Source organism: Paenirhodobacter sp. (assembly GCF_050177655.1).
Classification (GTDB): domain Bacteria; phylum Pseudomonadota; class Alphaproteobacteria; order Rhodobacterales; family Rhodobacteraceae; genus Rhodobacter.
Genome location: NZ_JBFXGV010000005.1, coordinates 11,985 through 38,211, shown reverse-complemented (window position 1 = coordinate 38,211; position 26,227 = coordinate 11,985). Strand labels below are relative to the sequence as shown.

Below are 26,227 nucleotides of genomic sequence, written 5' to 3'. Positions count from 1 at the left end.
TGATGACAGATCTGTTGACCGAGGCCGAACGCGACGCGGAGCTTCCGCCGCTCGAGGCCACCGGATGGCGCGCCGCCGAAACCGGCGATGCGATCCGCAAGGTCTGGAAGTTCAAGGGCTTTTCAGAGGCTTGGGGGTTCATGGCGCGCGCCGCGCTCAGCGCCGAAAAGCTTGACCACCACCCCGACTGGACGAACCGCTACAATGTCGTCGACGTCACGCTGACGACGCATTCGGCGGGCGGCCTCACCGCGCTCGATCTGAAACTGGCGCTGAGGCTCGATGCGCTGGCGGGTGCGGCGGAGATCGAGACGGATCATTCCCGGCCGATCGCCTGCCTGTGCTCGGAACATGCGAAACGGGGCGCCCCGGACTGAGCGCCCCGCCCCGAATCCATCGCGCTTACATCGCGGCGAGCAGCCCTTCGCCCGCCGAGGCTTCGCAGGTGCCCGGCGCTTCTTCCTTGTGCAGGATCTTCACGACGCCGTCCTCGACCAGCATCGCATAGCGCATCGAGCGGTTGATGAGCCCCGCCGCCGGCGCGTTGAAATCCATCCCGATCGCGGTGGTGAAGGCCGATTCCGCGTCCGAAAGCATCGTCAGGCCGGCGGCATCGGCGCCGGTGACCTCACCCCAGGCCTTCATCACGAAGGGGTCGTTGACCGCGATGCAGATGATCTCGTCGACGCCCTTCGCCGCGAAGGCGTCCTTCGTGCGGATGAAGCTCGGCACATGGGCGGTGGTGCACACGCCGGTATAGGCGCCGGGCACCGCAAAGATCACCACCTTGCGGCCGGCGAGCTTCGGGCCGAGATGCACCGATTCCGGCCCCTCCGCGCCAAGTTTCAGGAAAGTGGCGCCGGGAAGTTTGTCCCCAACCGTAACAGCCATGTCGATCTCCCTTCGGATTGCACTGCTTTGCCGCAAGGATATAGGGTCGGCGCCGGAACTGACCAGAGGTATGAGATGAGCGGGATCGTGATTGTCGGAGCGGGGCAGGCGGCGGCCTCGATGGCGGCGAAGCTGCGTGCGCAGGGCTATGTCGGGTCGCTGACGATCCTGGGCGAGGAGCCGGTCGCGCCCTATCAGCGCCCGCCGCTCTCCAAGGGATATCTGCTGGGCGAGATGCCGCTTGACCGGCTTACGCTGCGCGGCGCCGACTGGTATGCGGCGAATGACGTGCGGCTGGTGATGGGCGCGCAGGTCACCGCGATCGACCGTGCGGCGAAGCGCGTCGAAATGGGCGACGAAAGCCTGCCCTACGATCAGCTCGCGCTTTGCACCGGGGCGGTGCCGCGGCGCCTGCCTGCGGCGATCGGCGGCGATCTTGCTGGCGTCTACACGGTGCGCAGCCTTGCCGATGTCGATGCGATGGAGCCCGAATTCACGGCGGGGCGGCATCTCGTGGTGATCGGCGGCGGCTATATCGGGCTCGAGGCGGCGGCGGTCGCGGCGAAGCTCGGCCTCACCGTCACGCTGATCGAGGCGGCGCCGCGCATCCTCGGCCGCGTCGCCTGTTCCGAGACGGCGGATGCGATCCGCGCGCTGCATGTCGATCACGGGGTGAAGATCCTCGAGGGGATGCGGCTCAAACGTCTGGTCGGCGAGGCCCGTGTGAGCGGCGCCGAGCTGGAGGATGGCCGCGTGATCCCGGCCGATTTCGTGATCGTCGGCATCGGTGTCGCACCCTCGACGGCACTGGCCGAGGCCGCGGGCCTGCGCGTCGAGAACGGCATTGCCGTCGATGAACAGCTGCGCACCAGTGATCCGGCGATCTGGGCCGCGGGCGATTGCGCCTCCTTCCCCGGGCCGGATGGGCGGATGCGGCTCGAAAGCGTGGGCAATGCGATCGACATGGGGGAATGTGTCGCCGAGAACATGCTTGGCGCCGGTAAGGCCTATCAGCCGAAGCCCTGGTTCTGGTCGGACCAGTTCGACATGAAGCTGCAGATCGCCGGGCTGAACGCGGGTTATGATCGCGTCGTCTCGCGCATCGGCGACGGGAGCTCGTTCTGGTATTTCCGCGGGCCGCGGCTGATCGCCGTCGACGCGCTGAACGATCCGCGCGCCTATATGATCGGCAAGCGGCTGATCGAGGGCGGCAAGGCGGTCACGCCCGAGGAGATCGAGACCGCGACCGATCTGAAGGCGCTGATGAAATGAGGATCATCGGGGGCGAACGTCGGGGGCTGAAGCTGGCCGATGTGGGCGAGGGGGATGCGCAGGCGCATCTGCGCCCGACGACCGATCGCGTGCGCGAGTCGATCTTCAACCTGCTGATCAACGGGACGCATGGCAATCCGGTGCCGGGCGCGCGGGTGCTCGACCTCTTCGCCGGCACCGGGGCGCTCGGCCTCGAGGCGCTGAGCCGCGGTGCCGCGCGCGTGGCCTTCGTCGATGACGGCGCCGCGTCGCGCGCGCTGCTTCGCCGCAATATCGAGCTGATGCGCGCGATGGGCGTCACCGATGTCTGGCGCCGCGATGCGACCAATATGGGACCGTGCCGTGGCGCGGGCTATGACCTCGTCTTCCTCGATCCGCCCTATGGCATGGGGCTTGGCGAGAAGGCGATCGCCTCCTGCATCGCGAACGGCTGGATTGCCCCCGGCGCGATGGTGGTCTGGGAAGAGAACACCGCCCCTGCCGTTCCCGAACCGCTTGTCGAGATCGACCAGCGCAAATATGGCGACACGCTCGTCACCCTCGCCCGGATGCCCGCATGACTCCTTCTGCCGTTCTTTTCGATTGCGACGGCGTGCTCGTCGACAGCGAGCCCGCGACCTTTGCCCTGATTCAGGAGGAGTTCGCCGCACATGGGTTGCATCTGAGCATTCCCGAGCTCGAAGCCCTCTTCATCGGTGGCACGATCGAAGGCGTGCGGACGATCGCGAACGAGATGGGGGCGGGGCTGCCCGAGGACTGGGTCGACCAGTATTACGAACGTCTCTATGCGCGGTTGTGCAAGGGTACGCCGCTGATGCCCGGAATTCCCGAACTTCTCGAAATTCTCGACAAGTCAGAAATCCCCTATGCAGTAGGATCCAACGGGCGGATGGCAAAGATGCGCGCGACGCTCGGCCAGCACCCGGAGATCGAGGCTAAACTAGAAGGCCGCCTCTTCTCCGGTCAGGATCTTGGCAAGCCGAAACCGGCGCCCGATCTCTATCTCCATGCCGCGGCAGCGCTTGGCGTCGATCCCGCCCGCTGCGTCGTAATCGAAGACAGTGCGACCGGCGCAAGCGCCGGCATCGCGGCGGGGATGCGTGTGCTTGGTTATGCGCCGCAAGGGCCGAACCCGCGCCTCGCCGCCACCGGTGCCGAACTCTTCACGAAGATGGCCGAGGTGCCGAAGCTCCTCGGCCTCTGATCGCCGTTTCTATAGAGCGAAAATATCCCGGGGGTCCGGGGGCAGCGCCCCCGGTCTCAGCGCCAGGTCGGGTGGAACCGGTTCGCCGGCGAGAGCGTGAAGATCTCGCAGCCATCCGCCGTCACGCCCACGCAATGCTCGAACTGCGCGCTCAGCGACTTGTCGCGGGTCACCGCCGTCCAGTCATCGGCGAGCACCTTGGTCTCCGGCCGGCCGAGGTTCACCATTGGCTCGATCGTGAAGATCATCCCCTCTTCCAGCACCGGGCCCGAGCCCGCGCGCCCGTAGTGCAGCACGTTCGGCGGCGCGTGGAAGACGCGCCCGACGCCATGGCCACAGAAGTCGCGCACCACGCTCATCCGGTGGCCCTCGACGTAATGCTGGATCGCATGGCCGATGTCGCCGAAGGTATTGCCGGGCTTCACCTGCTCGATCCCGATCATCAGCGATTCATAGGTCACGTCGATCAGCCGCTGCGCCTTGCGGCTCAGATCGCCCGCGACATACATCCGCGAGCTGTCGCCGAACCAGCCGTCGAGCACCACGGTCACGTCGATGTTCAGGATGTCGCCGTCATGGAGCACCTTCGCCCCCGGGATGCCGTGGCAGACGACATGGTTGATCGAGATGCAGGAGGCATGTTTGTAACCCCGGTATCCGATCGTCGCCGAGGTCGCCCCCAGTTCGGTCAGCCGGTTGCGGATGAAATCGTCGAGCTCGGTGGTCGTCACCCCCGGCTTCACGAGATCTGCGACCTCGTCGAGGATCTGCGCCGTGATCTGGCACGAGGCGCGGATGCCGTCGAAATCGGTCGTGGTGTTATAGATGCGAATCCCGTCCTTGGTGACGCGGCCCCGGCTCTCTTCCACTGCACTTCTCCTGCTACGCTGGGCCCTAGATAGTCACAAACGCGCCGATTGGCCAGAGCCGGGCTTTTCCCCTTGCGGGCAGCGGCATATACAAATCCGCAAAGGAGGCCCGAAATGCCCAATCCGACCGCTGCGATCCTGATCATCGGCGACGAGATCCTCACCGGACGAACGCGCGAGGGGAACGCCTATTTCCTCGCGGGAGAACTGGCGAAGGCGGGCATCGACCTGAAACAGATCCGCGTCATCGGCGACGATCACGCGACCATCGTCGCCGCGGTGCGCGAACTGTCCGCCGCGCATGATCAGCTTTTTACCTCGGGCGGCATCGGGCCGACGCATGACGACATCACCGCCGATGCGGTGGCCGATGCCTTCGGCCGCATGATCGACGTGCGCGAGGACGCGCGCGAGATCCTCGCGCGCCATTACGCCGCCCGCGGCGTCGAATTCACCGAAAGCCGGCTGCGCATGGCCCGCATCCCTGAAGGGGCGCGGCTCATCGACAACCCGGTTTCCGGCGCGCCGGGCTTCTCTGTCGAGAACTGCCACGTCATGGCCGGGGTGCCGAACATCTTCCAGGCGATGGTCGCGGGGCTGCTTCCGCATCTTGCGGGTGGCGCCCCGCTGCAAAGCCGCAATTGGCAGCTGATGGTCGCCGAGGCCGCGATCGCCGAAGAGCTGCGCGCGCTCGCCGTCGCTCATCCGGGCGTTTCGCTCGGCTCCTATCCCTTTGTCACCGACGGCCAATATGGCACCAATCTCGTCGCGCGCTCGACCGATCCTGTCGCGCTCGAGGCGGCCTTCGCCGCGCTGAAAACCCATTTCCCGGAGGGGCAATGAGAGATCCGCTTTTCGAGGTGATCGACGCGACCTGGCCCGCGGCTTCGCTCCGCGAGGCAGGGGGCTTTCTCGTGCGCGAGGGGCGCGGCGGTGGCTCGCGGGTGAGCTGCGCAAGCCTCGAGGCGCCGCTGGAACATGCCGATCTCGACGCTGCGATCGCCGCGCATAAGGCCCTGGACCAACAGCCGAAATTCATCATCCGCCCGGGCGAGGAGGCGCTCGACGCCGCGCTCGAGGCGCGCGGCTTCGAGCTTTTCGATCCGGTGGTGATCTATGCCGCGCCGCTGGCGAGGCTTTCGGCCGAGGTGCCGCCGGTGACCGCTTTCGCGCATTGGCCGCCGCTCGCGATCACCCGCGAGGTCTGGAGCGAGAGCGAGATCGGCGCCGGGCGGCAGGCGGTGGCCGAGCGCGCGCCCGCGCCGAAAGCCGCGATCCTCGGGCGTACCAATGACCGCGCCGCGGGCGCCGCCTTCGTCGGTATCCATGCCGGCACCGCGATGCTGCATGCGCTCGCCGTGCTGCCCGAGTTCCGCCGCAAGGGGCTTGCCCGCAATATCATGGCCGAGGCGGTGCGCTGGGCCGCGGGCGAGGGGGCCGAAACGCTCGCCCTCGTCGTGCGGCGCCAGAACGAGGCGGCAAACGCGCTTTACCGCGAGATCGGCATGGAGGCCGCCTGCTACTACCACTACCGCCGCGAGGCCCGCGCATGAGGCTTGCGCTTCTCGCGGCGCTTGCGCTCTGCGCCGCCCCGGCGCTGGCCGATCCTTTCGCGCCCGTGCTCCCCGATGGCGCGTCGATCTCGGCCGAGGCCGACGGCCCGGCGACGACCTATCGGCTGCTGATCGGGGCCTGGAAGAATGGCGCGGCGCCCGAGGAGGTGCTCGAAGGCAATCGCCACGACAGCGCCTGGCGGCTGCGCGGCAATCAGCAGACGACGCTGCAGATCCTCGCGCCCTTGCGCGACCAGATCGAGACGGCGGGCTACGATCTGCTTTTCGAATGCGACACCGAGGCCTGTGGCGGTTTCGATTTCCGCTATGCGCTCGATCTGCTGCCCGAGCCCGGCATGCATGTCGATCTGGGCGATTTCCGCTATCTCGCGGCGCGGCGCGGCAATGACTGGCTTGCGCTCACCGTGTCGCGCTCCTCGGAATCGGGCTTTGTCCATCTGACCGATTTCACCGCGCAGGACGTGCGCCCGGCAACGCCGGACAATCCGCTGGCCACCCCGCAGCCCGCGCCCGACATCACCGCGGCACCGGGCGATTTCGCCGCGCTGATCGAGGCGAAAGGGGCGGTGGCGCTTGACGATCTGCGCTTCGAGAGCGGGGCGGCGACGCTCGATCCCGCGCAATATGCCTCGCTCACGGCGCTGGCCGATTACCTCGCTACGCGACCCGACGCGAAGATCGCGCTTGTCGGCCACACGGATCTGACCGGCGGGCTCGACGCCAATGTCGCGCTGTCGAAGCGGCGCGCGGCGGCGGTGCGGGAGCGGCTGATCGCCGATTACGGCGTCTCGGCGGGGCAGCTCACGGCGGAGGGGGCCGGCTGGCTCGCGCCGCGCGCGAGCAATCTCACCCCCGAGGGGCGGGAGAAAAACAGAAGGGTCGAAGCCGTGTTGGCCTCGACCCCGAGGTGACGGCGCGGACGGAGAGCGCCGTGGAGGGAAATCGTCTCACCAGTTGTCAGGCCCTTTTTCGGCAAAGGTCTGGGCGAGGAAATCGATGAAGGCGCGCACCTTCGGCTGCGTGAAACGCCCGGGCGGATAGACGGCATAGATGCCGAGCGTCTCCATCGGCAGGTCGGGCATCGCCTCCTCGACGAGGCCCTGTTTCATCGCATCGGCGTAAAGGAAGCTGGGCAGATAGGCGATGCCGAGCCCGGCGATCGCCGCGTGCAGGAGCGACTGCCCGTCGTTCACCGTCAGCCAGCCGGCCGAGCGCACCTGACGCCGCTCGCCCGAGGGGGCGGTGATCTTCCAGACATTGCCGTTAGACTGGTTCGAGTAATGCAGCAGTTTGTGCTCGTTCAGATCGTCGATCTTCAGCGGGCGCCCGTATTTCTGGAAATAGCGCGGCGAGGCGATCATCCGTTTCGCGGTTTCGGTGAGCTTGCGCGCGCGCAGCGTGCTGTCCTCGAGCTCGCCCACGCGGATCGCCATGTCGAACCCTTCCGAGATCAGCTCGACATAACGGTTGTTGAGCACCATGTTCACCGTGATCTCGGGGTATTCCTGAAGGAAATCCCCAAGCACCGGCGACAGCAGATTGACCCCGAAATCGGTCGCCACGGAAATGCGCAGAAGGCCCGAGGGCGCCACCTGCATCGCGGTGACGAGCGCATCGGCCTCTCCCGCGTCATTGAGCACGCGCCGGGCGCGGTCGTAATAGGCGAGCCCGATTTCGGTGGGCGAGACGCGCCGCGTGGTGCGGTTGAGGAGCCGCGCGCCAAGCCGGGCCTCGAGCGCCGAGACATGTTTCGAGACGGCGGATTTCGAGATCCCCATCTTCTTCGCGGCGTCGGTGAAGCCACCCTGATCGACGACAGTGGCGAAGGCTTCCATTTCGGTCAGGCGGTCCATTGTACACCCTTCGGGAACGTTTCTCGTTTCACCGATCATTCGGCGTCAAATCGGGCGCAAATGGGGCCGCGCAGGGACAATACCGGGGAAAATGCTGGCTTGGGTTAAGGCACAGAAACGATTGTCGCGGCGGTGGGGAAGGCGGAGGGGGGCGCTGCCCCCCGGCTGCGCCTCCCCCCGAGGTATTTTCGGCAAGATGAAACAGCGCAGGCCCGATGACGCGGCGAAAGAGGTGACAATGCCTTCCGCGCACGTCAATTTGGCGCCCAAAGAGGGAGGAAACGATGAGCGATTATCCGCATTTGCTGGCGCCGCTCGACCTGGGCCATGTGGTGTTGAAAAACCGCGTGCTGATGGGCTCGATGCACACCAATCTGGAGGAGCGCGGCGACTGGAACGCGGTGGCCGAGTTCTATGCCACGCGCGCGCGTGGCGGCGTCGGGCTGATGGTGACGGGGGGGATGGCGCCGAACCCGGAGGGCGGCGTGTTTCCCGGGGCGGCGGGGCTTTATAGTGCCGAGGACATCGCGCATCACCGGCTGATCACGTCGCGCGTGCATGAGGCGGGCGGCCGGATCGCGATGCAGATCCTGCATGCGGGGCGCTATGCCTATGGGCCCGATTGTGTTTCAGCCTCGGCGGTGAAATCGCCGATCTCGCCCTTTGCGCCGCGCGAACTGGACGAGGCCGGGATCGAAAAGCAGATCGCCGATATCGCCACCGCCGCGGCGCGGGCGCGCGAGGCGGGCTATGACGGTGTCGAGGTGATGGGGTCGGAGGGCTATTTCCTCAACCAGTTCCTCGTGCGCCATGTGAACCGGCGCGAGGATCGCTGGGGCGGGTCTTACGAAAACCGGATGCGCCTGCCGGTCGAGGTGGTGAAGCGCGTGCGCGACGCGGTCGGCCCCGATTTCATCGTGATCTATCGCATCTCGCTGATCGACCTCGTGCCCGACGGCTCGACCTGGGAGGAGGTCGTGACCCTCGCCAAGGCGATCGAGGCCGCCGGCGCCACGATGCTCAACACCGGCATCGGCTGGCACGAGGCGCGGGTGCCCACCATTGCCACCTCGGTGCCGCGCGCGGCCTTCACCTGGCTCACCGCGCGGTTGCGGCCCGAGGTCTCGATCCCGGTGATCACCTCGAACCGGATCAACACGCCCGGGGTCGGCGAAGAGGTGCTGGCCCGCGGCGATGCCGATATGGTCTCGATGGCGCGGCCCTTCCTTGCCGATCCCGATTTCGTGGCGAAGGCGGCGGCGGGGCGCGCCGAGGAGATCGCCCCCTGCATCGCCTGCAACCAGGCCTGCCTTGACCACACTTTCTCCGGCAAGGTCTCGAGCTGCCTCGTGAACCCGCGCGCGGGGCATGAGACCGACCTCGTCATCGCCCCCGCCGCGGCGCCGAAGAAGATCGCCGTGGTCGGCGCCGGCCCCGCCGGGCTGAGCGCCGCGATCACCGCCGCCGGGCGCGGTCATGCGGTCACGCTTTTCGATCGTGCGGGCGAGATTGGCGGGCAGCTTTGCCTCGCACGGCAGGTGCCGGGCAAGGAGGAGTTCTTCGGTCTCACCGACTGGTTCGCGGTGATGCTCGCGCGCAGCGGCGTCACCCTGCGGCTCAACACCGAGGCGACGGTCGACACGCTTGCGGGCTTCGACGAAGTGGTGATCGCGACCGGCGTCACCCCGCGCGATCCGCAGATCCCCGGGCAGGAGCGCGCGGCGAGCTATATCGACATCCTCACCGGTCGCGTGACCGCGGGGCCGCGCGTCGCGGTGGTGGGCGCCGGGGGGATCGGTTTCGATGTCTCGGAATTCCTCACCGTGAGCGACAGCCCGACGCTGCACCCCGCGGAGTGGATGCGCGAATGGGGTGTCGGCGATCCCGCGCAAAGCCCGGGCGGCCTTGCCGATCCCGTGCCCGAGGCGCCCGCGCGCAGGGTCACGCTTTTGCAGCGCAAGCCCGAGAAGCCCGGGCGCAAGCTCGGCAAGACCACCGGCTGGATTCACCGCGCCGCGCTCGCCGCGAAGGGCGTGAAGATGATCGGCGGGGTGAATTACGAGCGGATCGACGCCGAGGGGCTGCATGTGAGCTTCGGCCCCGAGCGCCGCGATCCGACGCTGATCGCCGCCGATACCGTCGTGCTTTGTGCGGGGCAGGTGAGCGAGCGCTCGCTCGCCGACCGGCTGATCGCCGCGGGCGTCACGCCGCATGTGATCGGCGGCGCCGATGTCGCGGGCGAGCTCGACGCGAAACGTGCGATCGACCAGGGCACCCGGCTCGGCGCAGCGCTCTGACAGAGGCGCGCCGGGCTCAGGCCACCAGCTGCTCGGCGCGCTTGAGATCCACGGAAACGAGCTGGCTCACCCCCTGCTCCTGCATCGTCACGCCGAAGAGCCGGTCCATCCGGCTCATCGTCACCGCGTGGTGGGTGATGACGAGAAAGCGCGTGTCGGTGCGGCGCGTCATCTCGTCGAGCATGTCGCAGAAGCGGGTGACGTTGGCGTCATCGAGCGGCGCGTCGACCTCGTCGAGCACGCAGATCGGCGCGGGGTTCGCGAGGAAGACGGCGAAGATCAGCGCCATCGCGGTCAGCGTCTGTTCCCCGCCCGAAAGCAGCGAGAGCGTCGAAAGCTTCTTGCCCGGCGGCTGGCACATGATCTCGAGCCCGGCCTCGAGCGGGTCGTCGCTCTCGACGAGTTCGAGGCTCGCCGCACCGCCGCCGAAGAGGTGGGTGAAGAGCGTGCGGAAGCTCTCGTTCACCTGTTCAAAGGCGGTGAGCAGCCGTTCGCGCCCCTCGCGGTTCAGCCCCTGGATGCCGGCGCGCAGCTTGCGGATCGCCTCCTCGAGGTCGGATTTCTCCTGCACCAGCGTGTCGTGCTCGGTCTTGATCTCACGCGCGTCCTCCTCGGCGCGCAGGTTCACCGCGCCCAGCGCCTCGCGCTGCCGTTTCAGCCGGGCGACGTCGATCTCCAGCGTCTCGGCATCGGGCATCTTCTCCGGATCGGCGTCGAGCGTGTCGAGCAGCGCTTGCGGGCTCATCTCGGTCGCCTCGGTGACCCGCTCGGCGGCATGGGCAAGCGTCTCGCGCGCGGCCTCGACCCGGGCCTCGGCGCGGGCACGACCCTCGCGCACCTCGCCCGCGATCCGTTCGGCTTCGCGCTCGGCAAGCGTCGCCTCGCGCAGCGCGCTCTCCGCCTCGGCCAACCGGTCGGCGGCGCCGGCGCAGCGCTCCTCCGCGGCCTCGATCGCCTCGTTCAGCTCCTCGCGCTTCGCCGCCAGCTCCTCTGGCACGGCGGCGGCCTCTTCCAGCTCCTCCACCGTCTCCGCGCGCCGCTCCGTCAGCTCGGCGGTACGCTTCTCGGCGGTGTCGAGCCGGTGCCGCCAGCCCGAGATCTCCTTGGTGATCTCCTGCCGCCGCTTCAGCCGCGCCTCGCCCTCGCGCCGGATCTCGTCGTGATGAGAGCGCCGCGTCAGCATCGTCACGCGCGCGGCCTCGACCGTCATCTTCACCGCATCGACCTCGGCGCGCGCGGCGTCGAGATCGGGCAGGGCGGAAAGCTGCGCTTCCGCTTCGGCAAGGCTGCGCCGCGCGGCCATCGCCTCGTCGCCGTGGCGGGTGACGGCCAGCCGCGCGCTCTCGCGCTTGCCCGCGGCAATCGCGCGATCCGCCTCCGCGCGGCTGAGCGCGCGCCCGGCCTCGGCGAGGCGCTGATCTGCGCTGCGCCGCGCCTCGCGCGCGCGGGCATCGGCGGCGGAGGCATCGGCGAGCGCGCGGGTCAGCGTCTCATGCGCCTGCCGCGCGCCCTCGGCCCGGGCCGCGACCTCTTCGAGATCGCGCTTGAGTTCGACGAGGCGGTTGAGCTGACGCAGCCGCAGCGCGGCGGCGGTCGGCGCATCCTCGGCCCCGGCGCGGAACCCGTCCCAGCGCCAGAGATCGCCCTCGACCGAGACGAGGCGCTGGCCCGGGCGCAGTTCCGCCTGCCGCGCCGCGCCCTCGGTCGCATCCATCACGAGGCCGATCTGCGCGATGCGGCGAGCGAGCACCGCGGGCACCTCGACCTGATCGGAAAGCGGCGCGATGCCGTCGGGGAGCGGCTGCGGATCGGCGTAATCGGGCAGCAGGCCCCAGCCGGAACGGGCGTTTTCCTCGATCTCCGGCGCGCGCAGGTCATCGGCCAGCGCCGCGCCCAGCGCCGCCTCGAAGCCCGGGGTCACCCGCACCCGGTCGAGCAGCTGATGCCCGGTCGCCGCCTCGCGCTCGACAAGCCGGGCAAGCGCGGTGACCTCGGCGCGCAGCGCCCCGGCCTCGCCCTCGGCCTCCGAACGCATCGCGCGCGCGGCGCTCTCGCGGGTCTGCACCTCGGCGCGCGCCTCCTCGGCGGCGGCCAGCGCCTCCTCTGCGGCCTCGGCCGCGGCATGCGCCTCCTCGAGCGCCTCCTGCGCGGTCTCGAACATCTCGCCCGCGCGTTCGAGCGCCTCCTCGGCGGCCCCGGCGGCCTCCTCGGCGCGTCCGGCCTCCGCCTCGGCCTTCGCCGCGGTCGCGCGGCCATCCGTCACCAGGCGCTGCGCCGAGCCATGCCGCGCGGCAAGCCGGGCGACATCCTCGGTCATCTCGGCGAGATGCGCCTCGCGGTCGGCGAGCACATTCGCCGCCTCGGCCGAGGCCTCCGCCGCGGTGGCGAGCTTTTCCTCATGCCCATCGGTCGCCTTCAGGAGCTGTCCCATCTCCCAGTCGAGCTGCGCGATCGTCTCGCCCGCGTCGCGGTTCAGCCCGGCCTCGCGCTCCATGTCGCGGTCGAGCTGCGCGATGCGCGCCTTCAGCGTCTCGATCCGGGCCAGCGCCTGCGCCTCGGTGTCCTTCAGCGCGTCGCGTTGCAGCGTCACGCGCTGCAGGATCGCGCCGGCGATCGCCTCCTCCTCGCGCAGCGGGGGCAGCTTTTCCTCCGCCGCCGTGCGTTCGCGCGCGCGGGCGCGGGCGGTGGCCTCCGCCTGCGCGGCGCCCTGCAGCGCGGCGCGCAGCCCGGCCTCCGCCTCGGCGCGGGCGAGATCGGCCTCGCGCCAGCGGCGGTAAAGCAGCATCCCCTCGGCGCGGCGCAGCTCCGCCCCGATCTCGCGGTAGCGCGCCGCCTGCCGCGCCTGCCGCGCGAGCGTGGCGAGCTGCCCGGCCAGCTGTTCGATCACGTCGTCGACGCGCAATAGGTTCTGCTCGGCACCGTTCAGCTTCAGCTCCGCCTCGTGGCGCCGCTGATAAAGGCCGGAGATCCCGGCGGCCTCCTCGAGGATGCGCCGCCGCGCCTTCGGCCTCGCGTTGATCAGCTCGGAGATCTGCCCCTGCCGCACCAGCGCGGGCGATTGCGCGCCGGTCGAGGCATCGGCGAAAAGCATCTGCACGTCGCGCGCGCGCACGTCCTTCGTGTTGACCTTGTAGGCCGAGCCCGCGTCGCGGGTGATGCGGCGGATGATCTCCAGATTGTCGTTGTCGTTGAACCCCGAGGGGGCGAGCCGCTCGGTGTTGTCGATGCTGAGCGAGACCTCGGCGAAATGCCGCGCCGGGCGCGTCGCGGCACCGGCGAAGATCACGTCCTCCATCCCGCCGCCGCGCATCGCGGTGGGGCGGTTCTCGCCCATCACCCAGCGCAGCGCCTCGAGCAGGTTCGACTTGCCGCAGCCGTTCGGCCCGACGACCCCGGTCAGACCGTCGTGGATCACGAGGTCGGTCGGGTCGACGAAGCTCTTGAAGCCGTTCAGACGCAGCCGGGTGAAGCGCAAGGGCGGACGATTCCTTTTCCGTTTGCCCAAGTTTCGGGCGCGCGTGCGGGGCTGTCAACGCCGGCCCCCACGATCTCGCGGGTTTGGGGCGTTTATCCACAAGATATGCGTGATATGCAGGGGGCGTCCGGGAGCATTGCGGGGCGGGGCGCTTGAACCCGCCGGCGATGGCTCTAGGGTCTCGCGAAAAGGAAAGGGGGCGACATGGTTCCGGCTCTGGCAATCATCCTGTTGTTTCAACTGGTGGGCGAGGTGGTCTCGCGCGCGCTGCACATGCCCTTGCCCGGCCCGGTGCTCGGCATGATCGGCATGGTCTTCGCGCTGAGCGCGAGCGAGGGGCTGCGCGAGTTGATCCGCCCGGTCGCGCAGGGGCTGCTCAGCCATCTGTCGCTGCTTTTCGTGCCGGCGGGGGTGGGCGTCGTCGCCCATATCCCGACGCTCGTCAGCCACGGGCTTGCGCTGGCGCTTTCGCTGGTGCTCTCCACCCTTCTTGCGATCGTGGTCGGCGCGGTGACCTTCACCCTCGTCGCCCGCGCGGTGCGGAGCTATCCCGATGAATGACGCCGCGCTGATCTGGTCCTACCTCGCCTCGCAGCCGCTGCTTTGGCTTTCGGCGACGCTTTTTGCCTATTGGGCGGGGGATGCGCTCTTCCGCGCCTCGCGCCGCAATCCGCTCGCCAATCCGGTGATGATCGCCGTCGTGCTGCTTGCGATCCTGCTCGAGGGCACGGGCACCCCCTACAAGAGCTATTTCGAGGGCGCGCAATTCGTCCATTTCATGCTTGGCCCGGCGACGGTTTGCCTCGCGCTGCCCCTGCAGGGGAACCTGCGCGCGATCCGCAAGGCGGCGCTGCCGATCATGGCGGCGCTTTTTGCCGGATCGTTCACCGCTGTCTTCTCGGCGCTGGCGATCGCCTGGTCGCTCGGTGCCGATGCCTCGCTGCTCGCCTCGCTCGCACCGAAATCGGCGACCGCGCCGGTGGCGATCGGCATTTCCGAACAACTCGGCGGACAGCCGACGCTGACCGCGGTTCTGGTGCTGCTCACCGGCATGATCGGGGCGATCTTCGTCACGCCGATGCTGAACGCGCTGGGCTTCACCGACTGGCGCGCGCGCGGCTTTGCCACCGGCGTCGCGGCGCATGGCATCGGCACGGCGCGGGCGTTCCAGATGCATGACACCGCCGGCGTCTTCGCCTCGATCGGGATGGGGCTGAACGCGGTGCTCACCGCCTTCCTCGCGCCGCTGGTGTTGCAGCTCTTCCTTTAGCCCCGGGTGCGGGGCGGGCGCGGCTTGTAGACCGGCAGCTTCCAGCCCCAGCGCATCGACCCGGCCCGCAGCACGAAGGTGACGATGCCGCAGCCGATCGCCGCGGGCAGGCCCGGCGCCCCCACTGCGGTCAGCAGCAGCGCCGCCGCCGCCCCGGCAAAGGCGCAGCTGAGGTAGAGCTCGCCCTGTTTCAGGATCAGCGGCACCTCGTTGCAGACGACATCGCGCATCAGCCCGCCAAACGATCCGGTGACCACCCCCATGATGAGCACGGTGACCGGCCCATGCCCGCGCGCCATCGTCACCGCGACGCCCGCGGGCACGGCAACGGCGAGCGCGCAGGCATCGAGCCAAAGAAGCGTGCGATAGCGGCTTTCGAGCAGATGCGCGGTGAAGAAGACAAGCACCGCCGCCCCGGCGATCAGCAGCATATATTCGGGCCGCCCGACCCAGAACACCGGGATCCGCCCGATCAGCAGATCGCGCAGCGTGCCGCCGCCCACGGCGGTCAGCGCCGCGATGAAGATGAAGCCGACGAGATCGAGTTGCTGGCGCGAGGCGACCAGCGCCCCGGTCAGCGCGAAGACGAAGACCGAGACGTAGTCGAGCGCGATGCCGATCGGCAGCGTCGTCAGGTAGTCGATGACGGGATGCTGATCCCCGGGGGTCATGGCGGCGCCTCGCTGCGGTGTCGCCCGATGCTAGCGGGTTATTTGCCGCCTTTGTAGGGGGCCATTCCGGCGCGGGCGAGCTCGTCGGCGCGTTCGTTCTCCGGATGGCCGGCGTGGCCCTTGATCCATTTCCAGATCACCTTATGGCGTGCCTGCGCGGCATCGAGCCGCTGCCAGAGATCGACGTTCTTCACCGGCTTGCGGTCGGCCGTCTTCCAGCCGTTGCGCTTCCAGCCGTGGATCCAGCCGGTCACCCCGTTCTTCACATAGGCCGAATCGGTGGTGATGGTGATCGCCACCTCGCGGTTGAGCACCTCGAGCGCGTTGATCGCGGCCAGAAGCTCCATCCGGTTGTTGGTGGTCATCGCCTCGCCGCCGCTCAGCTCGCGCTCCTTGACGAGGGTCTCCCCCTCCATCGCGCGCATCAGCACGCCCCAGCCGCCGGGGCCCGGGTTGCCCGAACAGGCCCCATCCGTCCATGCGAAGAATTCGGTCACTCAGGCACGCTCCATCGCAAGGCGCAGGCCGAGCGCCGCGAAGGAGGCGGCGAAGGCGCGGCGCATCCAGGCGGTGACGACGGGGCGGGAGAGCACCGCCTCGCGCCCGGAGGCGGCCAGCGCGGCATAGCCGAGGAAGGTGACGAAGGTGAGCGCGGCGAAGGTCACGCCGAGCTCGGCCATCATCGCGGTGCCGTCGGTCGGCGCCATGAACTGCGGCAGGAAGGCGATGAAGAACATCGGCAGTTTCGGATTGAGCAGGTTGAGCATGATGCCGCGGCCAACGAGGCGCGAGATGCGCTGCGGCGCGGCCGCCTCGACCTGCAGCCCGCCCGAGCCCTTCAGCGTGCCCCAGGCCATCCACATGAGATAGGCGACGCCCGCATATTTGAGCGTCTGGAACAGCACGGCCGAGGTGTGCAGCACCGCGGCAAGCCCCGCCATCGCGACGCCCAGATGCACAAGCGTCGCGATCGTGCAGCCGAGCGCGGCCCAGGCGCCGGCGCGGAAGCCCTGCCCCAGCGTGGTCGAGAGGGTGTAGACGACGCCGATCCCCGGGGCGAGGCAGACGACGAAGGCGGTGAGCAGAAACTCGAGGCTCATACGGGCTCCCTCAGGATGCGCGGCACCTTGAACTCGATGTCCTCGCGCGCGGTTTCGACCAGTTCGACGGTGACCTCGTAGCGGTCGCGGAAGGCGGCGATCACCTCGTCGACCAGCACTTCGGGCGCGGAGGCGCCGGCGGTGACGCCGACCGCGCGGGCTTCGCCCAGCGCGGCCCAGTCGATCTCGGAGGCGCGACCGACGAGATGCGAGACGGCGCAGCCCGCGGCGGAACCGACCTCGACCAGACGGCGCGAATTCGAGCTGTTCGGCGCGCCGATCACCAGAAGCGCGTCGATCTTCGGCGCGATCGCCTTCACCGCCGCCTGCCGGTTGGTGGTGGCGTAGCAGATATCCTCCTTCGCCGGGCCGGTGATCGCGGGGAAGCGCGCCTTGAGCGCGGCGACGACGCCCGCGGTGTCGTCGACCGAAAGCGTCGTCTGGGTGATGAAGGCGAGGCGTTCGGGATCGCGGGGGCTCAGATGGGCCACATCCGCGACCGTCTCGACGAGCAGCACCTCGCCCGCGGGCAGCTGCCCCATCGTGCCCAGAACCTCGGGGTGACCGGCATGGCCGATCATCACCATCTGGAGCCCGTCCTCGAAATGCCGCTCGGCCTCGATATGCACCTTGCTCACCAGCGGGCAGGTGGCATCGACCCAGATCATGTTGCGCCGCGACGCCTCGGCCGGCACCGATTTCGGCACGCCATGGGCGGAAAAGATCACCGGCCGGTCGTCGGGGCAATCGCTCAGCTCCTCGACGAAGACGGCGCCCTTCGCGCGCAGGCTGTCGACGACGAACTTGTTGTGCACGATCTCGTGGCGGACGTAGACCGGTGCGCCCCATTTCGAAAGCGCCATCTCGACGATCTTGATCGCCCGGTCGACGCCGGCGCAAAAGCCGCGCGGCGCGGCGAGATAGAGGGTGAGGGCAGGTTTCATGACGCGCTCCTTGCTCGCCATGACCTAATGCGCCTGCGCGGTGCCGTCCAGCCCGGGCGGGATCAGAACTCGACCTCGAGTTCCTCGATCTCCTCGGGCTCGGCGAGCGCCGCTTCCGTCCATTCCCGCATCGGCGCCCAGTCGAGGATCGTGTCGACATAGGCCTCGAGCTTGTCGTCGAGCGCGACCGAATAGGTGCGGAACCGGGTGCAGACCGGCGCATACATCGCGTCCGCCACGGTCGGATGTTCGCCAAAGAGGAAGGGCCCGCCATAGGTGTCGAGGCATTCGTGCCAGATCGCCTTCACCCGTTCGACATCGGGGCGCGCGCCGGAGAAGATCTTGAACCTCTCGTGCTTCGCCTTGAGGTTCATCGGCAGCGCCGAGCGCAGATTGTAGAAGCCCGAATGCATCTCGCCCGAGACGGCGCGGCAATGCGAGCGCGCGACGATATCCGCGGGGTAGAGGCCGGCCTCGGGGAAGACCTCGGCGAGATATTGCGCGATCGCGAGCGTGTCCCAGACCTGCACCGCGCCATGGGTGAGCCGCGGCACTAGCACCGAGGGCGAGAGCAGCAGCAGTTCCTGCCGCGCGGAGGCGTCGCTCAGGTCGACCGGCGCTTCGACAAAGTCGAGCCCGGCCATCTTGCACAACAACCAGCCGCGCAATGACCAGGAGGAGTAGTTTTTCGATGAAATAGTAAGCGTCGCCTGGCTCATCGCGCCCTCGCTGCCGTAATTTGCTGCACCTTGCATGGCTTTTGTCGCAGCCTGACCTCGACAAGGCCAGCAATGGCCGTTCCCGGACGGACCAGTGAGAGAAGAGCGCCATGCTTTATGCAACCTACCAGGCACTTGATGATTTTTTCGCCCCTTTGCGGACGGGAGCGAGCTTTGCGCTGAATTTCGCGCCGCGCGCGACGGGGCCCTTCGGGGGGGTGCTGCGCTCGAATGCGGCGCTGATGGAGATGGTCTCGCGCTTCAGGCTCAGCCATGAGCGGCCGAAATTCGGCATCGCCTCGGTGCAGGTCGAGAACCGCGAGGTGCCGGTGACGGAGGAGGTCGTGCTCGACCTGCCCTTCGCGCGGCTCGTGCATTTTCGGCGCGACATCGACACGGTGCAGCCGAAGGTTCTGGTCACCGCGCCGCTCTCGGGCCATTTCGCGACGCTGCTCGCCGGCACGGTGAAGACGCTTTTGCGCGATCACGACGTCTATATCACCGACTGGAAGAATGCGCGCGACGTGCCGCGTTCGGCCGGCGAATTCGGGGTCGAGGATTACGTCGAATACGTGATCCGCTGCATGGAGGCGATCGGCCCGGGCGGCCATGTGCTCGCCGTGTGCCAGCCCTGCGTGCAGACGCTCGCCGCCGTCGCGGTGATGTCGGAGGATCGCAACCCGGCGACGCCGCGTTCGATGACGCTGATGGCGGGGCCGGTCGATGTGCGCGAAAGCCCGACCACGGTGAACGATCTTGCGAACGACAAGCCGCTCGACTGGTTCGAGAAGAACGTGATCGGCACGGTGCCGATGCGCTACCCGGGGGCGGGGCGCCGGGTCTATCCCGGTTTCGTGCAGCTCTTCTCCTTCATGGCGATGAACATGGATCGCCATCAGGCGCAGCATCGCAAGCTTTACGATCACCTCGCCGCGGGGGAGGTGGAGCAGGCCGCGAAGATCAAGGATTTCTACGACGAGTATTTCGCGGTGCTGGATCTGACTGCGGAATTCTACCTCGAGACGATCGAGCGGGTGTTCCAGACCGCCGATCTCGCGCGGGGCGAGTTCCTTTATCGCGGGCGCAAGGTCGATCCGGGCAAGATCCGGCATACCGCGCTGCTCACCGTCGAGGGCGGGCGCGACGACATCTGCGGTCTGGGCCAGACCACGGCGGCGCATGATCTCTGCTCCTCGCTGCGGCCGCATCTCAAGCGCCACCACTTGCAGGCGAATGTCGGCCATTACGGCGTGTTCAACGGCCGCAAATGGGACAACGAGATCTACCCGGTGGTGCGCAACATGATCCTCGCCGTGGAGTGAGGCAAAGGAAAGGCGCGCGGGTGAGGGGCCGCGCGCCTTGCCATTTTCCATGAGTGGATTTCGAGAAGCGAAGGCGCTCAGCCCTCGTTCTGGTCGCTTTCGCGCGGTTCGCGCGGCGGGCGGCCGATCACGTCGCGCAGCGCGTCGAGCTCGATGAAATTATCGGCCTGACGGCGCAGTTCGTCCGCAATCATCGGCGGCTGCGAGCGGATCGTCGAGACGACCGAGACGCGAACCCCCATCCGTTGCAGCGCTTCGACGAGCGGGCGGAAATCGCCGTCACCGGAGAACAGCACCGCATGATCGAGCCGCGGCGCGAGTTCCATCGCGTTCACGGCAAGCTCTATGTCCATGTTGCCCTTGACCTTCCGGCGGCCCATCGAGTCGGTATATTCCTTCGCAGGCTTCGTCACCATCGCGTAGCCGTTGTAATGCAGCCAGTCGACGAGGGGGCGAATCGGGGAATATTCCTCGTTCTCGAGGAGCGCGGTATAATAGAAGGCACGCACCAGCTTGCCGCGGCGTTCGAACTCCTGTCGGAGCAGCTTGTAGTCGATGTCGAACCCAAGCGCCTTTGCGGCGGCGTACAGGTTCGAGCCGTCGATGAACAGCGCGAGCCGTTCGTCCTTGTAAAACATCAAAATGTCCTTTCGTCGTGGTCGGGCGGCGCATCGGTTCGGAGTGGGCGCGCGGAAAACGCGTTACCGATAACGCCGCTAGACCAAGTCTGTGTCGAGATCCATAGCAACCGCAAGCACCGGAGGGTACGTGTTCTTATGGCCAATACTATGTTCGTGATCGCACTGGGGTCAAATCTCCCCTCTGCCGCGGGGGGATCCGCGCAAAGTCTCGCCGCCGCGCTGGGGCGTTTTGCGGGGGAGGGGCTTGCGCTGCGGGCGCTGAGCCGGTTCTGGCGCTCGCCGGCCTTTCCGGCGGGCTCGGGGCCCGATTTCGTCAATGCCTGCGCGCTCGCCGAAGGGGAGATGACGCCCGAGGCGGCGCTCGCCGCGCTGCACCGGATCGAGGCCGCGCTCGGGCGCGAGCGGCATGCGCGCTGGGCGGCGCGGGGGATCGACCTCGACCTGATCGCGGCGGAGGGGGCGATCCGCCCCGATCCCGCGGTGCAGGCCGAATGGCGCGCCTTGCCCCTCGAGGCGCAGATGCGCCGCGCACCCGAGACGCTGATCCTGCCGCATCCGCGGTTGCAGGACCGCGCCTTCGTGCTGATTCCCCTTGCCGAAATCGCCCCGGGATGGTGCGATCCGGTCTCCGGGCGGAGCGTCGCGCAGATGCTTGCGGCCCTGCCGGAGGCGGAAAAAGCCGCGCTGCAGCCCTTTGCCGCGCCGTTCGCGACCGCCTGAGCGGGATTGAGCGCTTGTCAAGGGGCGATGAAGCGCCTAAATAGGCGCCTCACACCTCCCTTCTGACTGGAGAAGCCGATGGCCCGCGTGACGGTTGAAGACTGCGTTGACAAGGTTCCGAACCGCTTCGAGCTGGTGATGCTGGCCGCACATCGTGCGCGCGAGATCGCCGCTGGTGGCGCGCTGACCGTCGACCGCGACAACGACAAGAACCCGGTCGTCGCGCTGCGCGAGATCGCGGAGGAGACGCAGTCGGCCGACGATCTGCGCGAGCGTCTGATCGAATCGAACCAGACCCAGATCGAGGTCGACGAGCCCGAAGAGGATTCGATGGCTCTGCTGATGTCGGGCGAAGTCGATCGTCCGCGCGCCGACGACATGGACGAAGAGCGCATGCTGCGTGCCCTGATGGACGCGCAGGGGCGCGACTGATCGGAACCTTCTGACGGGGCTACTTGGGGGCGGAACGCGCGCGAATGATCGATGTCGAAGACCTGATCGCGCTCGTCCGCAACTACAATCCGCGCTGCAACGCTGCACTGATCCGCAAGGCCTATGCCTATGGTCTGCAGATGCACGAGGGGCAGTTCCGCCATTCGGGTGAACCCTATTTCACCCATCCCGTCGCCGTCGCCGCGATTCTCACCGAACAGCGGCTGGACGACGCGACGATCATCACCGCGCTTTTGCACGACACGATCGAGGACACCCGCTCGACCTATGCCGAGGTCGAGACGCTCTTCGGCCACGAGATCGCCGAGCTCGTCGACGGCGTCACCAAGCTGACCAATCTGCAGCTGTCCTCCAACGCCTCGAAACAGGCGGAGAACTTCCGCAAGCTGTTCATGGCGATGTCGAAGGATCTGCGCGTCCTGCTCGTCAAGCTCGCCGACCGGCTGCACAACATGCGCACGATCAAGTCGATGCGCCCCGACAAGCAGGTGCAGAAGGCGCGCGAGACGATGGAGATCTTCGCGCCGCTCGCCGGGCGGATGGGCATGCAATGGATGCGCGAGGAGCTCGAAGACCTGGCCTTCAAGGTGCTCAACCCCGAGGCGCGCACCTCGATCATCCGCCGCTTCGTCTCGCTGCAGAAGGAATCGGGCGATGTGATCACCAAGATCACCTCCGACATCCGCGGCCTGCTCGAGGAGGCGCAGATCGAGGCCAATGTCTTCGGTCGCGCGAAACGCCCCTATTCGATCTGGCGCAAGATGGAGGAGAAGCAGCTCGCCTTCTCGCGGCTGAGCGACATCTACGGCTTTCGCATCATCACCGAGAGCGAGATGGACTGCTATCGCGTGCTCGGGCTGATCCACCACCGCTGGCGCGCGGTGCCGGGGCGGTTCAAGGACTATATCTCCCAGCCGAAGACGAACGGTTATCGCTCGATCCACACCACGGTTTCGGGGCGCGACGGCAAGCGCGTCGAGGTGCAGATCCGCACCCGCCAGATGCACGAGGTCGCCGAGGCCGGCGTTGCCGCGCACTGGTCCTATCGCGACGGTCAGCCGGCGGAGAACCCCTTCGCCGTCGATCCGGCGAAATGGCTGAAATCGCTCACCGAACGCTTCGGCGAGGGGGATCACGACGAATTCCTCGAGAACGTGAAGCTCGAGATGTATTCCGATCAGGTCTTCTGCTTCACGCCGAAGGGCGACGTCATCAAGCTGCCGAAGGGCGCGACGCCGATCGACTTCGCCTATGCGATCCACACGCGGATCGGCAACAGCTGCGTCGGCGCCAAGGTCGACGGCATCCGTGTGCCGCTCTGGACCCGGCTGAAGAACGGCCAGTCGGTCGAGATCATCACCGCCGCCGGGCAGCGCCCGCAGGCGACCTGGCTCGACATCGTCGGCACCGGCCGCGCGCGTGCCGCGATCCGCAAGTCGCTGCGCGAGGAAGACCGCGGGCGGTTCGTCAAGCTTGGCTCCGAACTCGCTCGGCTCGCCTTCGAACATGTCGGGCGCAAGGTCACCGACAAGGCGCTGCGCACCGCGGCGAAGACCCTCGGCCTGCCCGACGAAACCGAATTGCTGGCAAGGCTCGGCTCGGCCGAACTCACCGCACGCGAGGTGGTCGAGGCGCTTTATCCCGAGCTCGCGAAACGCGGGCCGGAGACGATCGAGCCCACCCGCGCGGTGCTTGGCCTCGAGGCGGATCAGACCTTCCATCGCGCCGATTGCTGCCAGCCGCTGCCGGGCGAGCGGATCGTCGGCATTACCTATCGCGGCCAGGGCGTGGTGATCCATGCGATCGACTGCCCTGCGCTCGAGGAATTCGAGGATCAGCCCGAACGCTGGGTCGATCTGCACTGGCATGCCGGGCAGCACCCGCCGGTCTATACCGCCTCGCTCAAGCTCACGATCTCGAACGACGCCGGTGTGCTTGGCCATATCTGCAGCTTGATCGGCAGCCAGCGGGCCAATATCTCCGATCTGCATTTCGTGGATCGCAAACCCGACTTTTACTCACTCGTCATAGAGGTCGAGCTAAGGGATGTGGAACATCTGCACACGCTGCTCACCGCGCTCGAGGCGGAGACTGACGTGGCGCAGATCGAACGCTGGCGGGATCTGACGCGCAAGCCCTGAGGGGCGGAAGGGAAACGGGTGGTCTTCAAGAGGCGGGACAAGCGCCCATGGCCCGTGGCGCTGCGCGAGACGCTTTGGCCGCGGGGCGGCTGGAGCCGGGCGTTCCATTACGTCCGCCATCGGCTCAACCGCCTGCCCGACCAGCCGCATCGCATCGCGCGCGGCATCTTCGCCGGGGTCTTCGTTTCCTTCACGCCGCTTTTCGGGGTGCATCTGCTGCTTGCGGCGGGGCTGGCGAAACTGGCGCGTGGCAATATCATCGCGGCGCTTTTCGGCACGCTGATCGGCAATCCGGTGACCTTTCCGCTGATCGCGCTCAGCTCGATCAAGCTTGGCCACTGGATGCTCGGCAGCCATTTCGAGCCCTCCCATGCGGTCGGGCTGCTCGCCACCTTCTCCGACGCTTTCGACGATCTGCGCCATAATGTCGTGGCGCTCTTCACCCATGCCCATCCACGCTGGGAGGGGCTGCTCGGCTTCTTCGACGAGATCTTCCTGCCCTATCTCGTCGGCGGGGCGATCCCCGGGCTGATCGCCGGTTTCATCAGCTATCACATCGCCTTGCCGATCGTGACGGCCTATCAGAACCGGCGCCGCACCCGGCTCAAGGAGCGGCTCGCCAAGCTGCGTGCGAAGCTGCCGAGCCGGCCGAAGCCGCCCGCCGAGGGCGAAGGACCGCCCGGGCCGCCCGGGCCGGACGGCTGAGCGCCCCTTCCCCCCGACGCGCCGCTTTGCCATAGTCCAGACCTCGCCCCAACCGACCGGAGGCTTTCATGACCCGTCCTCTTCGCCTTGGCGTCAACATCGACCACGTCGCCACGCTGCGCAATGCGCGCGGCTCCGCCTATCCCGACCCGCTGCGCGCCGCGCTGCTCGCCGAGGCCGCGGGGGCCGACGGCATCACCGCGCATCTGCGCGAGGATCGCCGCCACATCCGCGATGCCGACATGGCCGCGCTGAAGGCGGGGCTTGGCATTCCGCTCAACTTCGAGATGGCGCCGACCGAGGAGATGGGCCGGATCGCGCTGGCCACCGCGCCGCATGCCTGCTGTCTCGTGCCCGAAAAGCGGCAGGAGGTCACGACCGAGGGCGGTCTCGACGTCGTCGCCGATCAGGCGCGGCTGACCGATTTCGTGGCCATGCTCTCGGAGACGGGGATCCGCGTCTCGATGTTCATCGGCCATGACGCGCGCCAGATCGAGGCCTCGGCCGCGATCGGTGCGGCGGTGGTCGAGTTGCACACCGGCCATTATTGCGACCTGCATTATGCCGGCAAATTCGCCGAGCGCGACGCCGAGCTGGCGCGTCTCGCCGAAGGCGCGCGGCTTGCGGCGCGGCTTGGCCTCGAAGTGCATGCGGGCCACGGCCTCACCTTCGAGACGGTGGCGCCGATCGCCGCGCTGCCCGAGATCCGCGAGCTGAACATCGGCCATTTCCTGATCTCCGAGGCGGTCTTCATCGGCCTCGAGGCCGCGATCGGGGAGATGCGCCGGCGGATGGAGCTCGCACGCGGATGAGCCTCGCATGATCCTCGGCATCGGCACCGATCTCGCCAATATCGAGCGTATCTCGGCGACGCTCGCGCGCTTCGGCGACCGGTTCCGCACCCGCGTCTTCACCGAAGACGAGATCGCCAAGGCGGAGCGGCGCGCCGATACCGCGGGCACCTATGCAAAGCGCTGGGCGGCGAAGGAGGCCTGCTCCAAGGCGCTCGGCACCGGGCTGCGGATGGGCATTTCCTGGAAGGACATGGGCGTCACCAACCTGCGCACGGGCCAGCCGGTGATGCATCTGACCGGCTGGGCGGCGGAACGTCTGGCCGCGATGACGCCCCCCGGGCATGCGGCGATCGTGCATGTCACGCTGACCGACGATCACCCCTGGGCGCAGGCCTTCGTGGTGATCGAGGCGCGCCCGACCGGCGCGCTTTCCCCCGATCACGATCCGCTTCCTTGACTCGGGGCGCTCCCCGCGCCAAGGAAGGCGGGACTTTTCCAAGAGGCAGGCGAATGGCGAAGAAAACCGAAGGCGGCGTTGTCGAGACCGTCAAGACCATCTTCTGGGCACTCCTGATCGCGGGCGTGTTCCGCACGCTGTTCTTTCAGCCGTTCTGGATCCCCTCGGGCTCGATGAAGGACACGCTGCTGATCGGTGACTTCCTCTTCGTCAACAAGATGGCCTATGGCTATTCGCGCTATTCCTGCCCCTTCGCGGCCTGCCCGATCTCGGGGCGGATCCTTGGCCATGACCCGGAGCGCGGCGATGTCGTCGTGTTCCGCCATCCGACCAAGGGCGTCGATTTCATCAAGCGCCTCGTCGGCCTGCCGGGCGACAAGATCCAGGTCGTGAACGGGGTGCTGACGATCAACGATCAGCCGGTGGGCCTCAAGGCCGCGGGCGATTTCTCCGAGATCAAGGAGCCGCAGGGGCCGCAGCAGCTCACCCCGCGTTGCGCGAACGATCCGGTCGGCCTTGGCGGCACCTGCCTCAAGACGCGCCAGATCGAGACGCTGCCGAATGGGCGCTCGCACGACATTCTCAACATCTCGGACAATTGGGTGGCCGACAACACCCCGGTCTTCACCGTGCCCGAGGGCGAATATTTCTTCATGGGCGACAACCGCGACAATTCCGAGGACAGCCGCTTCTCGCAATCGGTGGGTGGCGTCGGCTTCGTGCCGAAGGAATATCTCGTTGGCCGCGCCGACCGGGTGATCTTCTCCTCGGCGGGCCGTTCGCTCTTCTTCTTCTGGACCTGGCGTCCGGACCGCTTCTTCAAGGCGATCGAGTGAGGATGACGCGCGCGTGAAG

At 67.8% G+C, this 26,227-nt stretch carries 28 protein-coding genes; 18 read left to right on the top strand and 10 right to left on the bottom strand.

The features are described 5' to 3' along the window. Positions 1-2 precede the first annotated feature (2 nt). Complete coding sequence (locus tag AB7U46_RS03690) at positions 3-377, top strand: 4a-hydroxytetrahydrobiopterin dehydratase (RefSeq protein WP_428335583.1); 375 nt, start codon at positions 3-5, stop codon at positions 375-377. A 25-nt stretch (positions 378-402) separates the two neighbouring features. On the opposite strand, the gene AB7U46_RS03685 is transcribed toward AB7U46_RS03690, so the two are convergent. After that, entirely contained in the window at positions 403-891 is a 489-nt protein-coding gene (locus AB7U46_RS03685; RefSeq protein ID WP_428335582.1) for a peroxiredoxin, read from the bottom strand. 75 nt (positions 892-966) lie between these two features. On the opposite strand from AB7U46_RS03685, the gene AB7U46_RS03680 reads away from it, so the two are divergent. The 3 genes from AB7U46_RS03680 to AB7U46_RS03670 are packed head-to-tail and all read left to right on the top strand — an operon-like array spanning position 967 to position 3,367. After that, positions 967-2,163: an NAD(P)/FAD-dependent oxidoreductase gene (locus AB7U46_RS03680; protein ID WP_428335581.1), complete on the top strand. Its 1,197-nt coding sequence runs from the start codon at positions 967-969 to the stop codon at positions 2,161-2,163. Then, complete coding sequence (gene rsmD / locus AB7U46_RS03675; protein ID WP_428335580.1) at positions 2,160-2,723, top strand: 16S rRNA (guanine(966)-N(2))-methyltransferase RsmD; 564 nt, start codon at positions 2,160-2,162, stop codon at positions 2,721-2,723. The genes AB7U46_RS03680 and rsmD overlap by 4 nt, the downstream gene beginning before the upstream one ends. Then, a complete protein-coding gene (locus AB7U46_RS03670) occupies positions 2,720-3,367 on the top strand; it encodes an HAD family hydrolase (protein ID WP_428335579.1) in 648 nt (215 codons plus the stop codon). The genes rsmD and AB7U46_RS03670 overlap by 4 nt, the downstream gene beginning before the upstream one ends. Before the next feature lie 56 nt (positions 3,368-3,423). Here the strand turns inward: AB7U46_RS03670 and map are convergent, their stop codons facing one another. Further along, positions 3,424-4,236 (bottom strand): type I methionyl aminopeptidase, encoded by an 813-nt coding sequence (gene map / locus AB7U46_RS03665; protein ID WP_428335578.1) that lies wholly within the window; start codon positions 4,234-4,236, stop codon positions 3,424-3,426. Between the two features lie 114 nt (positions 4,237-4,350). On the opposite strand from map, the gene AB7U46_RS03660 reads away from it, so the two are divergent. The 3 genes from AB7U46_RS03660 to AB7U46_RS03650 are packed head-to-tail and all read left to right on the top strand — an operon-like array spanning position 4,351 to position 6,721. Beyond that, positions 4,351-5,079 (top strand): competence/damage-inducible protein A, encoded by a 729-nt coding sequence (locus AB7U46_RS03660; protein WP_428335577.1) that lies wholly within the window; start codon positions 4,351-4,353, stop codon positions 5,077-5,079. Then, on the top strand, positions 5,076-5,789 hold the full coding sequence (locus AB7U46_RS03655; RefSeq protein WP_428335576.1) for a GNAT family N-acetyltransferase: 714 nt from the start codon (positions 5,076-5,078) through the stop codon (positions 5,787-5,789). Before AB7U46_RS03660 ends, AB7U46_RS03655 begins: the two co-directional genes overlap by 4 nt. After that, positions 5,786-6,721 (top strand): OmpA family protein, encoded by a 936-nt coding sequence (locus tag AB7U46_RS03650; RefSeq protein ID WP_428335575.1) that lies wholly within the window; start codon positions 5,786-5,788, stop codon positions 6,719-6,721. Before AB7U46_RS03655 ends, AB7U46_RS03650 begins: the two co-directional genes overlap by 4 nt. A 36-nt stretch (positions 6,722-6,757) precedes the next feature. Here the strand turns inward: AB7U46_RS03650 and AB7U46_RS03645 are convergent, their stop codons facing one another. Next, positions 6,758-7,663 (bottom strand): LysR family transcriptional regulator, encoded by a 906-nt coding sequence (locus tag AB7U46_RS03645; RefSeq protein ID WP_428335574.1) that lies wholly within the window; start codon positions 7,661-7,663, stop codon positions 6,758-6,760. A 284-nt stretch (positions 7,664-7,947) separates the two neighbouring features. Between AB7U46_RS03645 and AB7U46_RS03640 the strand changes: the two genes are divergently transcribed. Continuing rightward, the gene (locus AB7U46_RS03640) at positions 7,948-9,960 is read left to right on the top strand and encodes an FAD-dependent oxidoreductase (RefSeq protein WP_428335573.1); all 2,013 of its coding nucleotides are present in this window, start codon (positions 7,948-7,950) and stop codon (positions 9,958-9,960) included. Positions 9,961-9,976: 16 nt separating this feature from the next. Here the strand turns inward: AB7U46_RS03640 and smc are convergent, their stop codons facing one another. Then, on the bottom strand, positions 9,977-13,435 hold the full coding sequence (smc, locus tag AB7U46_RS03635; protein ID WP_428335572.1) for a chromosome segregation protein SMC: 3,459 nt from the start codon (positions 13,433-13,435) through the stop codon (positions 9,977-9,979). A 204-nt stretch (positions 13,436-13,639) separates the two neighbouring features. Between smc and AB7U46_RS03630 the strand changes: the two genes are divergently transcribed. Together AB7U46_RS03630 and AB7U46_RS03625 are read left to right on the top strand one after the other, a co-directional pair. Further along, complete coding sequence (locus AB7U46_RS03630; protein ID WP_428335571.1) at positions 13,640-13,996, top strand: CidA/LrgA family protein; 357 nt, start codon at positions 13,640-13,642, stop codon at positions 13,994-13,996. Then, entirely contained in the window at positions 13,989-14,705 is a 717-nt protein-coding gene (locus AB7U46_RS03625) for an LrgB family protein (RefSeq protein WP_428335570.1), read from the top strand. Before AB7U46_RS03630 ends, AB7U46_RS03625 begins: the two co-directional genes overlap by 8 nt. On the opposite strand, the gene AB7U46_RS03620 is transcribed toward AB7U46_RS03625, so the two are convergent. The 5 genes from AB7U46_RS03620 to AB7U46_RS03600 form a co-directional block, all read right to left on the bottom strand. Then, on the bottom strand, positions 14,702-15,376 hold the full coding sequence (locus tag AB7U46_RS03620; RefSeq protein WP_428335569.1) for a trimeric intracellular cation channel family protein: 675 nt from the start codon (positions 15,374-15,376) through the stop codon (positions 14,702-14,704). The two genes, AB7U46_RS03625 and AB7U46_RS03620, sit on opposite strands and share 4 nt — an antisense overlap. A gap of 38 nt (positions 15,377-15,414) precedes the next feature. Next, positions 15,415-15,873 (bottom strand): ribonuclease HI, encoded by a 459-nt coding sequence (gene rnhA, locus AB7U46_RS03615; RefSeq protein ID WP_428335568.1) that lies wholly within the window; start codon positions 15,871-15,873, stop codon positions 15,415-15,417. Beyond that, positions 15,874-16,476: a LysE family translocator gene (locus tag AB7U46_RS03610; RefSeq protein WP_428335567.1), complete on the bottom strand. Its 603-nt coding sequence runs from the start codon at positions 16,474-16,476 to the stop codon at positions 15,874-15,876. After that, complete coding sequence (ispH, locus tag AB7U46_RS03605) at positions 16,473-17,420, bottom strand: 4-hydroxy-3-methylbut-2-enyl diphosphate reductase (protein WP_428335566.1); 948 nt, start codon at positions 17,418-17,420, stop codon at positions 16,473-16,475. The genes AB7U46_RS03610 and ispH overlap by 4 nt, the downstream gene beginning before the upstream one ends. 62 nt (positions 17,421-17,482) lie before the next feature. Then, positions 17,483-18,175, bottom strand: coding sequence for a glutathione S-transferase (locus tag AB7U46_RS03600; RefSeq protein WP_428335565.1), 693 nt, complete (start codon positions 18,173-18,175; stop codon positions 17,483-17,485). 74 nt (positions 18,176-18,249) lie between these two features. Between AB7U46_RS03600 and AB7U46_RS03595 the strand changes: the two genes are divergently transcribed. Next, positions 18,250-19,461: a polyhydroxyalkanoate depolymerase gene (locus AB7U46_RS03595; RefSeq protein ID WP_428335564.1), complete on the top strand. Its 1,212-nt coding sequence runs from the start codon at positions 18,250-18,252 to the stop codon at positions 19,459-19,461. Positions 19,462-19,538: 77 nt separating this feature from the next. On the opposite strand, the gene AB7U46_RS03590 is transcribed toward AB7U46_RS03595, so the two are convergent. Further along, positions 19,539-20,099: an NYN domain-containing protein gene (locus AB7U46_RS03590; protein ID WP_428335563.1), complete on the bottom strand. Its 561-nt coding sequence runs from the start codon at positions 20,097-20,099 to the stop codon at positions 19,539-19,541. Positions 20,100-20,237: 138 nt separating this feature from the next. Here AB7U46_RS03590 and folK point away from each other — a divergent pair, with 138 nt between their 5' ends. The 7 genes from folK to lepB all read left to right on the top strand — a co-directional run bounded on the left by folK (position 20,238) and on the right by lepB (position 26,208). After that, entirely contained in the window at positions 20,238-20,822 is a 585-nt protein-coding gene (folK, locus tag AB7U46_RS03585) for a 2-amino-4-hydroxy-6-hydroxymethyldihydropteridine diphosphokinase (protein WP_428335562.1), read from the top strand. A 78-nt stretch (positions 20,823-20,900) separates the two neighbouring features. Further along, complete coding sequence (gene rpoZ, locus AB7U46_RS03580; protein ID WP_428335561.1) at positions 20,901-21,254, top strand: DNA-directed RNA polymerase subunit omega; 354 nt, start codon at positions 20,901-20,903, stop codon at positions 21,252-21,254. Positions 21,255-21,298: 44 nt separating this feature from the next. After that, positions 21,299-23,416, top strand: a complete 2,118-nt coding sequence (locus tag AB7U46_RS03575) for a RelA/SpoT family protein (RefSeq protein ID WP_428335560.1) — start codon at positions 21,299-21,301, stop codon at positions 23,414-23,416. Between the two features lie 18 nt (positions 23,417-23,434). Further along, complete coding sequence (locus AB7U46_RS03570; protein WP_428335559.1) at positions 23,435-24,121, top strand: DUF2062 domain-containing protein; 687 nt, start codon at positions 23,435-23,437, stop codon at positions 24,119-24,121. Positions 24,122-24,189: 68 nt separating this feature from the next. Then, positions 24,190-24,933, top strand: coding sequence for a pyridoxine 5'-phosphate synthase (locus AB7U46_RS03565; RefSeq protein WP_428335558.1), 744 nt, complete (start codon positions 24,190-24,192; stop codon positions 24,931-24,933). Positions 24,934-24,940: 7 nt separating this feature from the next. Beyond that, positions 24,941-25,372 carry a holo-ACP synthase gene (gene acpS, locus AB7U46_RS03560; RefSeq protein WP_428335557.1) on the top strand — a complete coding sequence of 144 codons (432 nt, stop codon included), beginning with the start codon at positions 24,941-24,943 and terminating at the stop codon, positions 25,370-25,372. Between the two features lie 53 nt (positions 25,373-25,425). Beyond that, positions 25,426-26,208, top strand: a complete 783-nt coding sequence (gene lepB / locus AB7U46_RS03555) for a signal peptidase I (RefSeq protein ID WP_428335556.1) — start codon at positions 25,426-25,428, stop codon at positions 26,206-26,208. Positions 26,209-26,227: the final 19 nt, after the last annotated feature.

Bases quoted from the DNA above. Each gene is read 5' to 3' on its own strand.
- AB7U46_RS03690 (WP_428335583.1), top strand. From the start codon at position 3: ATGACAGATCTGTTGACCGAGGCCGAACGCGACGCGGAGCTTCCGCCG.
- AB7U46_RS03685 (WP_428335582.1), bottom strand. From the start codon at position 891: ATGGCTGTTACGGTTGGGGACAAACTTCCCGGCGCCACTTTCCTGAAA.
- AB7U46_RS03680 (WP_428335581.1), top strand. From the start codon at position 967: ATGAGCGGGATCGTGATTGTCGGAGCGGGGCAGGCGGCGGCCTCGATG.
- rsmD (WP_428335580.1), top strand. From the start codon at position 2,160: ATGAGGATCATCGGGGGCGAACGTCGGGGGCTGAAGCTGGCCGATGTG.
- AB7U46_RS03670 (WP_428335579.1), top strand. From the start codon at position 2,720: ATGACTCCTTCTGCCGTTCTTTTCGATTGCGACGGCGTGCTCGTCGAC.
- AB7U46_RS03660 (WP_428335577.1), top strand. From the start codon at position 4,351: ATGCCCAATCCGACCGCTGCGATCCTGATCATCGGCGACGAGATCCTC.
- AB7U46_RS03655 (WP_428335576.1), top strand. From the start codon at position 5,076: ATGAGAGATCCGCTTTTCGAGGTGATCGACGCGACCTGGCCCGCGGCT.
- AB7U46_RS03650 (WP_428335575.1), top strand. From the start codon at position 5,786: ATGAGGCTTGCGCTTCTCGCGGCGCTTGCGCTCTGCGCCGCCCCGGCG.
- AB7U46_RS03645 (WP_428335574.1), bottom strand. From the start codon at position 7,663: ATGGACCGCCTGACCGAAATGGAAGCCTTCGCCACTGTCGTCGATCAG.
- AB7U46_RS03640 (WP_428335573.1), top strand. From the start codon at position 7,948: ATGAGCGATTATCCGCATTTGCTGGCGCCGCTCGACCTGGGCCATGTG.
- AB7U46_RS03630 (WP_428335571.1), top strand. From the start codon at position 13,640: ATGGTTCCGGCTCTGGCAATCATCCTGTTGTTTCAACTGGTGGGCGAG.
- AB7U46_RS03625 (WP_428335570.1), top strand. From the start codon at position 13,989: ATGAATGACGCCGCGCTGATCTGGTCCTACCTCGCCTCGCAGCCGCTG.
- AB7U46_RS03620 (WP_428335569.1), bottom strand. From the start codon at position 15,376: ATGACCCCCGGGGATCAGCATCCCGTCATCGACTACCTGACGACGCTG.
- AB7U46_RS03610 (WP_428335567.1), bottom strand. From the start codon at position 16,476: ATGAGCCTCGAGTTTCTGCTCACCGCCTTCGTCGTCTGCCTCGCCCCG.
- ispH (WP_428335566.1), bottom strand. From the start codon at position 17,420: ATGAAACCTGCCCTCACCCTCTATCTCGCCGCGCCGCGCGGCTTTTGC.
- AB7U46_RS03600 (WP_428335565.1), bottom strand. From the start codon at position 18,175: ATGCAAGGTGCAGCAAATTACGGCAGCGAGGGCGCGATGAGCCAGGCG.
- AB7U46_RS03595 (WP_428335564.1), top strand. From the start codon at position 18,250: ATGCTTTATGCAACCTACCAGGCACTTGATGATTTTTTCGCCCCTTTG.
- AB7U46_RS03590 (WP_428335563.1), bottom strand. From the start codon at position 20,099: ATGTTTTACAAGGACGAACGGCTCGCGCTGTTCATCGACGGCTCGAAC.
- folK (WP_428335562.1), top strand. From the start codon at position 20,238: ATGGCCAATACTATGTTCGTGATCGCACTGGGGTCAAATCTCCCCTCT.
- rpoZ (WP_428335561.1), top strand. From the start codon at position 20,901: ATGGCCCGCGTGACGGTTGAAGACTGCGTTGACAAGGTTCCGAACCGC.
- AB7U46_RS03575 (WP_428335560.1), top strand. From the start codon at position 21,299: ATGATCGATGTCGAAGACCTGATCGCGCTCGTCCGCAACTACAATCCG.
- AB7U46_RS03565 (WP_428335558.1), top strand. From the start codon at position 24,190: ATGACCCGTCCTCTTCGCCTTGGCGTCAACATCGACCACGTCGCCACG.
- acpS (WP_428335557.1), top strand. From the start codon at position 24,941: ATGATCCTCGGCATCGGCACCGATCTCGCCAATATCGAGCGTATCTCG.
- lepB (WP_428335556.1), top strand. From the start codon at position 25,426: ATGGCGAAGAAAACCGAAGGCGGCGTTGTCGAGACCGTCAAGACCATC.